8 protein-coding genes and 2 CRISPR repeat arrays are annotated in these 10,128 nt (G+C 48.7%); all 8 genes read right to left on the bottom strand.

Annotation, left to right across the window (positions count from 1 at the left end; all coding sequences use genetic code 11):
• Positions 1-29 precede the first annotated feature (29 nt).
• A CRISPR array of direct repeats spans positions 30-398; the repeat unit is 32 nt; unit sequence ATTTCAATCCACGCACCCGCACGGGGTGCGAC.
• A 196-nt stretch (positions 399-594) separates the two neighbouring features.
• On the bottom strand, positions 595-888 hold the full coding sequence (cas2, locus tag L692_RS0106735) for a CRISPR-associated endonuclease Cas2 (protein WP_025698330.1): 294 nt from the start codon (positions 886-888) through the stop codon (positions 595-597).
• A gap of 12 nt (positions 889-900) precedes the next feature.
• Positions 901-1,929 (bottom strand): type I-C CRISPR-associated endonuclease Cas1c, encoded by a 1,029-nt coding sequence (cas1c, locus tag L692_RS0106740; protein ID WP_025698331.1) that lies wholly within the window; start codon positions 1,927-1,929, stop codon positions 901-903.
• Complete coding sequence (cas4, locus tag L692_RS0106745) at positions 1,929-2,612, bottom strand: CRISPR-associated protein Cas4 (RefSeq protein WP_025698333.1); 684 nt, start codon at positions 2,610-2,612, stop codon at positions 1,929-1,931. The genes cas1c and cas4 overlap by 1 nt, the downstream gene beginning before the upstream one ends.
• Positions 2,612-3,472, bottom strand: a complete 861-nt coding sequence (cas7c, locus tag L692_RS0106750) for a type I-C CRISPR-associated protein Cas7/Csd2 (protein WP_025698334.1) — start codon at positions 3,470-3,472, stop codon at positions 2,612-2,614. The genes cas4 and cas7c overlap by 1 nt, the downstream gene beginning before the upstream one ends.
• Positions 3,472-5,415 (bottom strand): type I-C CRISPR-associated protein Cas8c/Csd1, encoded by a 1,944-nt coding sequence (gene cas8c / locus L692_RS0106755; protein WP_025698336.1) that lies wholly within the window; start codon positions 5,413-5,415, stop codon positions 3,472-3,474. The genes cas7c and cas8c overlap by 1 nt, the downstream gene beginning before the upstream one ends.
• Positions 5,412-6,089 (bottom strand): type I-C CRISPR-associated protein Cas5c, encoded by a 678-nt coding sequence (gene cas5c / locus L692_RS0106760; protein WP_232238740.1) that lies wholly within the window; start codon positions 6,087-6,089, stop codon positions 5,412-5,414. The genes cas8c and cas5c overlap by 4 nt, the downstream gene beginning before the upstream one ends.
• Before the next feature lie 12 nt (positions 6,090-6,101).
• Positions 6,102-8,378 (bottom strand): CRISPR-associated helicase/endonuclease Cas3, encoded by a 2,277-nt coding sequence (locus tag L692_RS0106765; protein ID WP_025698340.1) that lies wholly within the window; start codon positions 8,376-8,378, stop codon positions 6,102-6,104.
• A 252-nt stretch (positions 8,379-8,630) separates the two neighbouring features.
• Positions 8,631-8,951 (bottom strand): DUF6398 domain-containing protein, encoded by a 321-nt coding sequence (locus L692_RS0106770; protein ID WP_025698342.1) that lies wholly within the window; start codon positions 8,949-8,951, stop codon positions 8,631-8,633.
• 603 nt (positions 8,952-9,554) lie between these two features.
• Positions 9,555-10,126: direct repeats of the CRISPR family, unit length 32 nt; unit sequence ATTTCAATCCACGCACCCGCACGGGGTGCGAC.
• Positions 10,127-10,128: the final 2 nt, after the last annotated feature.

Raw genomic sequence — 10,128 nt, forward strand, 5'->3', positions numbered from 1 at the left:
ACATCTTCGAAACTCATCTGTACTCCCTCATTTCAATCCACGCACCCGCACGGGGTGCGACGAGGCGGCACCTGAAGATCCGCTGCCGCCCGGATGGATTTCAATCCACGCACCCGCACGGGGTGCGACCACAGTGACAACGTTGTAATCGACCGTTGTGTTTTTAAATTTCAATCCACGCACCCGCACGGGGTGCGACTTCAACCTGTTATACATGCCTTCCAGTACGTCAGTATTTCAATCCACGCACCCGCACGGGGTGCGACTTGCAATAATAATATCATAGTATTGTGATGATTATATCAATCCACGCACCCGCACGGGGTGCGACAGCTTTATTCCGGCTGCGCGGGTTGCCGAGCATGTATTTCAATCCACGCACCCGCACGGGGTGCGACAGGTACCCCCAAAAACCCTTACCCCACTTGGGATCGAAGGACGAAAAGTGAGAACCTCCAATATCAGGGCGATTTCAACGCCACATTTGAAGCTAAAAACACCTTAATCCCTTGCCCAGCAAGGAGTGCGAACCTCCCAGGGTTTCATGTGAGCTTGGGGTTCGCACTTTTCCTATCCTCATCGTCCCACTTGGAATTAATCCAGGAGCAATATCCCCTCCGGATCATAGCCCTCTTTAGCGCCGACATGCTCCACTCGTTTTTTCCAATTGGCCCCAAGCATATAGTAGCGTAAGCTATCTTTGGCAGGGTCCATTTCCGCCTCGATTTTTTGGCGTAATTGCTTATATTGTACCGGGTCAACCAAACACTCAAACACCGAGTTTTGTACCCGTTGTCCATAATTGAGGCAGTGCTTGGAGATTCGGCGTAATCTGCGCCGCCCTTCCGGTGTTGTTGTCTCCACATCGTACGTAATCAGCACCATCATTTGACACGCCTCCTACTTCCATAGAAATGGCGGATAATCATCCAAATCCCCGCGAATAAATCTGGCTAACAGCAACGCCTGCGCATACGGCAGCAACCCCAGTGCTATATTCTCCTCCAAAAAAGGGTGCCGAATTTCTTCCTGCTTCCGCTGCTGCCAGGCGGCTAATACTGCTTTGCGGCCATCATCTGAAAGCAGTACCGCCCCGTTCTCCTTAATAATAAATGACTTCGGGTTGATCTGCTTGCGGTTTATCAGAGACAAAGCCAGCCGATCCGCAAGATAAGGGCGCAGTTCTTCCATTAAGTCCAGCGCCAGACTGGCGCGGCCGGGCCGATCACGGTGCAAAAAACCGACAGCCGGATCAAGACCAACGGTTTCCAGCGCGGATTGCACATCAAGACGAACCATCGTATATAGAAAAGATAGGAGCGCATTGATTCGGTCCTTGGGCGGGCGGCGGCTGCGAGCAACCATCTGGAACGCTTTTTTCTCCGACAGAATCAGTTCGTTCATTCCGCCAAAATAATACTTGGCCGCCTCTCCCTCTACACCGCGTAAAGTATCGAGATTATCCACGGCAGCGACCGTTCTTGCCAACCGTTTCATTTCCACTGCAATCGACTGGAGTCGCCCGACATCCACCTGTCCGCCATGATCGCGGATTGCCCGGTTCAGCACACTCCGTGAGTTGATGATTTTAGCTTGAATCATACGTCTGGCGATTTGCACTGCTTCAGTCCCGTCCGAATACCGGTATTGTTTCCGCCGAAGCAAGACATTGCCCGAGGTTTTGCCCTGGATACGCGCCCGAAAACCACCGTGCTCATTCAGGAAGGTCAGCGCTACTCCGCGCTCGGCGCATAAATGCATCAGTCCCGGGCTCGCGCCGGTATAGCCGAAGGTAATAATTCCCTCAAGATTGTGAACGGGAATACGGAATTTCTCAACCTGATTAGCTTGGACAACTACATTTTCACCATCGCGCATCAGATAGCTATCAGTTGAAGTAATATACAGGGTATTCAGCAGCTTCCTCATCATTCACCCTCCAGAAAACTATCCATATATCGGCTCACAGACCCTTTACGCAATTTCGGTAGACAAATATTATGGAGCGAGCAGGATTTACAAGCCTTGTTGTACTTTCCGGCAGGCGTAATTCCACTATTGAAACAAGACCTCATCTCGTCTAAATAATCGATTACTCCGCATCTCAAATCCTCCGTAAAAAGCACTTCCTGCCTCCGCTCCTGCTGTCCATAAAAAAGACTCCCTGCCCCGATCTTTACTCCCAGCATCTCCTCCAGACACATCGCCTGCGCGCATAGTTGTACCTCGTCACAATCATCAACCTTCGGTTTGCCGCGCTTGTATTCAACCGGATATGGCTTCCATTTCCCTCTTCTCCCGGTAAGCGATGCAATGCAATCAGGCGGATCATCCTCTTCAGCAGCATGAAATTCGACCACATCGGCTGTTCCCGTTATACCAAGCTTTCTGGAAATGAGCGGCATCGCTCGTGAAATAATGATTTTGCCCCGCGTCTCCCGCAGTGCGGGATTGTCCGCCTTGCGGTGCAGCAAATCACCTTCATAGGTACGGATATTGTCCGCCCACTGCTGTTCCACATGGATCAAAGCCCATTGACGCCTGCAAAAAGCAAAATGCTGAATACCTGATAGAAGAAGCAGTTCATCATCGCTATATAGAGACTGTTCCATTATTTTTCGATGATGGTGACGCCTTCGGGCAATTCGGAATCATCTACAGAGATCGTATATTCACCATAGCTTCTTGCCGAGCCGCCCACAGGCTCAACCGTTATTCGTTCAAACAGACGATGGGCCGGTGCATTGCCAAGGATGGAACTATGCTGAAAAATAACCAGCTTGCGAAGCGCCATCTGCCCCCGCGAAGCGGAACGGTCATGTTCAAACATGTTCACAAGAGCCTCCCACAGCAGTTCCAGGTCCTCAGATTTAAATGCCGTCTGTTCGGCCAAATGCCCCGAGACATAACCGTCCATCCGATAGAGTGCGTAAGGAATAATATGCTTGCGGCCCATTTCCCGATCTTTCTCCGCGCCCTCCTGTGTAACAGCCTGACGGGTAATCGTCGTTTCCTGCGGGAAAATGGGGTCTATACTTCGGGCAAACGTGAACTGTACCGGACCGCGAACCTGGCCGCAGTTAACTTTGGTAGCCATGACCGCGCCAAAAGTACGCACATCATAAAAATTGTCGCACATCCATCGTGTTAAAAGCGCTGCCTCAGCTTTATCTTTGGGCTTCAATTCCTTCAATTGATCTACATCCTCGTCCCGTAATGCGCGATATGCCTTGCGATGCTGTTCATTTAACACAGCTCCTTCACCGACATAAATCTGATGCCCTTCCAAATGACCGCGCGTAATCTCAACATAGTTCCGGACTTTACGTTTCAGACAGACATCAGATACGAGACCGTGACCCGTCTCCGGGTCCATCCGTGGCATGTTTCCCATATCGGGATCACCGTTCGGATTACCGTCTTTTACATCAAAAAAAATCGTAAATTCATGCCGGTTAATAGCTTCGCTCATTATTGTTCCTCTCCCTCATCCATATTTTCTTCAACTACGTTATCTTCCTCGTCAATCGGATTTGACGGGACATCGCCGCCTTTGGCTTTAGCGGTATATAAATCTTGCATTTGCTGAAAATATCCGAGCATAAACAGACCCTGCTCTTCTAGATTCATCCGTTGCGGAAAAGCCTCTATCTCGTCAGCGATATCCCTGATTTTCTTGTTATACCAGATTTCCGCTTCCGGTCGAAGCTTGTTCTGATGATTCATTGAAAGCTTAAGCAGTCTGGGAAATACGGAAGCCGGTGTTGCCGCAGCCGAAGAAAAAAAGCTTTTTTTGATCGTTGTATTTAATTTTCCTTTTACAGAATCGGTCTGAATTTTCTCAAGCACCGCAAAGAGCCGTCCCAAACGATAGGGTACTTGCGGAGCATCCGGGTTAAGAGCCATAAGAAGCGCCTCCTTATAGGGGGATTGTTGTTTCATCCGTTTAATCCGTTCATAGCGGGTTAGGTAAGCTTTGATAACCGAAGCACGAATCCAGGCGCTGCGGCCATGTTCACCGAATGGATGAATAATGCCGTCAGTGCGGATACGATTAACGACTGATGCAAATACCGTGTATGGAAAAACATGTCCTTCCACCATTGACTGAAACCACTGACTTTCCATAGAAGAAGAAATACTTTTTTTCATCGAGGAGAAATCTGAAACTTTGCGCACAGTCTCCAACATAATGCGAAGAATACCCGGTAACCCGATTGCCTGATTTCCTGTGCGTTCCAGCTTCATATCTTCCTCGTATTGCCGGAGTTTGCCGAATAATTCTCCGAAATTGCCCTTCCAGAAGTAGCGTACCGACAGGCGAGCATTATTACCGGCCAAACCAAGAATGTAAAATGAAGCCTCTTGACCAGGCAGTATGCTGTCCGTCACTTGCTGGCCGGATCGGGCACGCTTCAAGAAATCCCCCACCTGATCGGTAACCCGAAGCTCCTCCTGCTTGCCATCCTCTTGCTGCTGTTCATCAAGCGAGACTCCCTCGACATAGGAACTAAAAATCGACTCCTGTAAACTCCATGTCGAAGAATCCGGCTTGCGCTCGGCCCAGAACACCGTCGTCATTTCTCCGAATTGGCGCAGCTTGTTGCGATCTGAAGATAGCAAATGATTAAGCGCCTTGGCGTAGGCGCGGGCGGCCGATTCACTCACCGGAGCATTGTAGCTTTGATCTTTTCCATAGGAATTCAGCGCAGGAAAATTAAAGGAAACTATGTTGGCTCCCGCCGAATTCGAATTCAGCACGCCTTTAATCTTAATATCATGCACCCTTGCGATGGGCTGTTCCGTTTCACCATTGACCAGACAATAACCCAGTACGGGCGTTTCTTCACCGCTTCCCGCATTGTAACGCTCCCATGTCTCCCTAATCTGCGGGGATTGATGCATGAGACGATTCATTCCATCCAATTGAAAGACCAAATTATTGTCCGTCGTTCCCAATATAACGTTCAGTTCATCCTGCCATGGCGATGCTTCCACATGCGCTTGCGGCTGCCATTTTGTAAAAAAGCCTCTGAGCGCCGCCGCTTCCTCCCCGAACGTGTCTGCCAGCAGAGCAAGATGAAAATCACGGCTGCTTTCATAACGCCGGGACACCGTCCAACTTCCGTCCTTTTGCTTGACCAAACCCAGCAGATACTCCGCTTTGTCCGACAGAAAAAACGGTTTGGAGCCCGTGCCTGACCTTCCGGGATGCTCCGGTACCGTACGAATGATTGGACGCTTCTTTTTCTTGGCATCCTCCTTGCGAATATCCTCGATTCTTACAATATCTCCTGCAAGGTTCAGCACCATTACAAAGGAAACCTTATCACTGCTGTAATAAGGAGGGGCCATGCCGGATTCCGGGTCCTGAACAAGCGAGTGATACCGTTCAACCAGCGAATGCAGAATCATCGCCCTGCTCCTCCCCCTCTCAGATCAGGAACCTCAATGATTCCACTGCTCATAACCGCCCGAAAAAACTTGGGAGTCATTTCATTGCCATAGTCGATATCCCACAGCATCCATTGCAAATCCTGCTCAGGCTTGTCCGCATAATAGTTATCCGACGGCAAGGCTTCGTCTTCCTCTATTAATTGGAATTTTGCAGGAAACTCCTTACAGCCGAAATACGGCTGCTGAAAGCATTGTCCATTTCTCGCACGCCGCAGAAAAATATTGTAATGCTTCTCCCGTGTATCGCTCTCTCCTTGTTGAGAAGTCATTTCAAAATGCGCTTCAATGACATATGCCGGCTTGTACAGCATCACGGTCATCCGCTGCTCCCGCTCCTCAGAGGTATTCTGCCGCAACTCCGCAGCCTTCCCGTTCATGGCTGACTTCACTGTACTTGCCGGGATCTTGTTCCTGATTTCATTTCTTTTAACAGAGGAGAAGCGAATCTCATTCAACACATGAATCCGATCCACCACCCACCTGATCGCAGGCTTCCAGTGGATAGCTTCCAGAATACCGCGAGCGGCCGAAGGCGTGATTACGTCATAACTGACTCTTTCCGCTTTCATCTCCGGTCTTGTGAAGCACGCATAGTCTCCCCATACATACAGCCTGACGCCGTACCCCATCATGCTCCCTCCTCATCAAATATTTATAAATTCCTGAAGCGCAACGTCCCGTGAATAAGGAATGACCCCGGTCCGGCTGTCATACCACGCCTTAATCCGCTTCAGCACAAAAATACCATCGCGCGCCTCTTCCAGTTCTCCTCCATTCTTAAGTGCTGCAAATTCATACGGATATAACTGCACAGTGAAAGGTTGCAGCCTGCGAAGCAACTCCCTGCCAACCAACGGCGCATGCCGCAGCTGATTAAATATTTGCTCCAGATCATTTCGTTTTTGTTCATCAGCATCGGGAATATAGGGGACAATGATGGATTGCATCTCGTCGTCAATTAACTGGAACTCACGGCTTACCTTGGCGAAAGGAAACTCGAATTTGTTCCATTTCTCATTCAGCGCCGCAAGAATGCCTTTAGCATCAGTAGCCTCCTCTTGGCCCAGATTTTCGTAGAAGTACAACTGCTGGTAGTAGCCGCTGACCGCCTGTTGAGACAACGGGCTAATGTCCTGTTCCCTACACCGGGAAAGCTGTACTTTTGCCGCCGAGATATCCCTGCTTAACCAATTCTTCTTGGTATACTCTTCTTCCGGTTCAAAAATATAGACATCGCCCTTCACTTTCTTCCCGTCACGCATGCGTTCCCCGTTTCGGTTGCAACGTCCGGCTGCCTGCGCGATTGAGTCCAATCCGGCAATTTCGCGGTAAACGACCGGAAAATCAATATCCACACCGGCTTCGATCAACTGTGTGCTGACCAGTATGCAGGGCAGCTTTTTCTCCAAACGCTCCCGCACGATGCTCAGAATATGCCTTCTATGGTTCGGTGTCATTCGGGCGCTTAAATGATAGAGCGTATCAGAATCATAATCTGCGCTCAACAGTTCATACAGTTTACGGGCGTTCCCTCTTGTATTGACAATACCGAGCACCTGGCTGCCGCTATCTTTGATTCTTAAGGCAAGCTCCGCCCATGACAATTTTCCAATAGGGTTAACGTTCACCCGTTCAAATTGCCGGTATCGTAATTCCGGATCAGCTACAATCTCAATGGGAGGGTCCGTATCCTTCAGAACAGATGACACCGGCGGCTGAGTAGCGGTACAGAGCATAACGGAGCAACCATAGTTACGGACGAGTTCATCCAGAACATACAAGCAAGGCGCAAAGAAGCCGCCGGTCATAAGCTGGGCTTCGTCCAGGATAATCATGCTATTCGCGAGGTTATGCAGCTTACGGGCTGCGGAACGTTTGGCGGAGAATAAGGACTCGAAAAAGCGGACATTCGTCGTCACCACTACCGGCATGTCCCAATTTTCCTCAGCCAATTTTAATGCGGCGGCGGTTTCCTTGTGCCCGGAATTTACGGAATCCGCTTCATACTGGAAGTTGGAATGATGCTCCAGCACCCATTCTTCTCCGAGAATATCGCGGAACTCCTGCGCATTTTGTTCAATTATGGAAGTATATGGGATTACATAAATCAACCGCTGCAAGCTGTGTCTTTTAGCATGCGTCAGCCCAAAGCCGAACGAAATCAACGTTTTACCCGTTCCTGTTGGCAGCGATAAGGAGAACATACCTTGCGGGTCCGTGGCTCGGGCAAGACATTCCTGAAATATTTCTTCTCTCCGGCGATTGATTAAAGTCTCCCTTTTGACAGGATCACTGAACTTTCGCTCACGATGCTCCCGGAATCTCTGCAAAAAAAACTCGTAATCGAAAGGCTTCCCCCTTAGCGCGTGACGCGCCGGATCGCAAAATTCCTCGGTGTTAAGAGAATCCGCATCGACCAGACAAGAGAACAGCATGCGAATAAACAGTGAGAACTGCAAACCGGGTTTCTTACTTGTTTTCAACGGAAAGGTTGTAGGTACGGCTGGCATTGCAAGCTCGGTAAAAGCCGCACTATAAGGTTCGGGCTGTCTTAATAGACGACGTGCCAGACACGAGTCCTTATCCGACTGAAAATCAGCCAATCCGGCGTGATGTCCGGCGATAATATATGCCAGCATAAGTGCCTGCGGCCCCGTTCGATTGTCGGTGTTCTTACTCACCAATTCATAAGCGCCTGCCAATGCATGTTCAACCGGAGCCAATGATCCATCCAAACGTTTCTGAAACTTAGGGGAATACTTGCCCAGGTCATGCAATAATCCAGCCACATACCCCCAATCCCCCGCCCCGAATTGCCTGGCGAACATTTCGGTTAAGTCAGCTACTTCTTTCAGATGCTTCAAAAGAGGCTGCCAATCCGACTTGTCCTCCCTCTCGGTAGAGTGAGCGTAGTATTGCAATAGAACACCTCCATTGGAACTATATTTATAATGATTAAATAAGTAAAAGGTCACTGGAAAAACAAATACATAAATCTCCAGTATCTGATAAGATATTCTCTTTTGCGTTCTTTTTTCCTGCTGTATTCATGTCAGTATTTGGTGAACATTTAGTGAATATGGAAAAACTCAGGTGTGATGAGAGAGCCGTTGAGTAAACCTAAGAGAGTAATAGACAAATTGAGATATATGAGGTGTCTGGATGCGGATTAATTAATTGTGTTGAAGCAAGCTGCGGATAACACGGGATTTATTTCGAAGAGTGCCTGGAGAAACTCCAAAGTAGTCACTGATTTCTTGAACTGTTATCAGGGAATGATGGATACGATATCTTCCTTCATAGTTGAGAACTAAATCGGCAATTGCTGCCGCCCAACCCGCTTCTTTTCCAGATTCAAAAGGAAAGTCCGAATGAGACTCTAGCTGGTTGAAAATCCGGACGACCTCACCTTCATAACAAAAAATCAAACGAGATGAGAAAAAAGATGAAAGAAGAGAGAAGATTCGGATATGAACGGGCTTAAAATTCCCCATGTCGACCCTCCTTAATGGGTTTAATTGCTATATATGATACAAGTTCAGATATCATTTGTCAATATAGTCACAACATAATAATCCTTTATAAATTCCATGGAAGAGTTGTATAGTATCTACACCTCCCTAAAGCTCTCAATAATAAAATTGTTATATTTAGAAATACGTATTAAAATAAAATACGAGCTGATTGTCGCACCCCGTGCGGGTGCGTGGATTGAAATCATGGGATCTAAAAAGTTATTATTTCTGTAGGGACACGGCCTCCAGATAAGTTATCTGGAGGTCAACCTAGTTTAGAGCTAAAATCAAGAAAAAGAGAAGGCTTGACGTAAAAGTTCCAGCCATGGATGCCTATAAAGCCTACTCCAAGAAACTTTCAATTACGAAAGAGACTATTCTCCTCGCTAGAAATGCATTGAGCATAAATGCAGTTTTTCAATTACCCCCCCTTTGGTCACTTGACCGTTATAAATAATAAGCCTCTTGCCGGAAAACTCATTATTGAAGCCAGTTCTCATAAAACAATTTTATTATTTTAATCCATATTTTCGCAAAGGGAACGCCACAAGCATTAGTTGGGCATATACTTCCCTAACGCCAACTTCAATCCACGCTCTCGCATGGAGAGCGACGGCGCATCCTCGTCATAGGCTTCGGCCTGCAAGCATTTCAATCCGCGCACCCGCACGGGGTGCGACCAACCATGTCTTCCCGAGTTCCGAGACCTGCTTCCTATTTCAATCCACGCACCCGCACGGGGTGCGACCCGCAGCGGATTGACCGGCGCTCCGAAAATGCAGAAATTTCAATCCACGCACCCGCACGGGGTGCGACGAGACACCGGAAACTTTTCCGAGACCGTACTGAGTATTTCAATCCACGCACCCGCACGGGGTGCGACATCTAAGATGCATTCCAGATATATGTCATCCAATAAATTTCAATCCACGCACCCGCACGGGGTGCGACCGTCATCCGACGCTGGAGCTACGTGGAGTACGTGGATTTCAATCCACGCACCCGCACGGGGTGCGACACCAGACATCCTCCGCCAGTATCCCGGCCATCTGGCATTTCAATCCACGCACCCGCACGGGGTGCGACCGCCCTACCTGGGGACGTGTTCAATACAAAATCAAGATTTCAATCCACGCACCCGCACGGGGTGCGACTC

The organism is Paenibacillus forsythiae T98 (assembly GCF_000520735.1).
GTDB classification, from domain to species: Bacteria; Bacillota; Bacilli; order Paenibacillales; family Paenibacillaceae; genus Paenibacillus_AQ; species Paenibacillus_AQ forsythiae.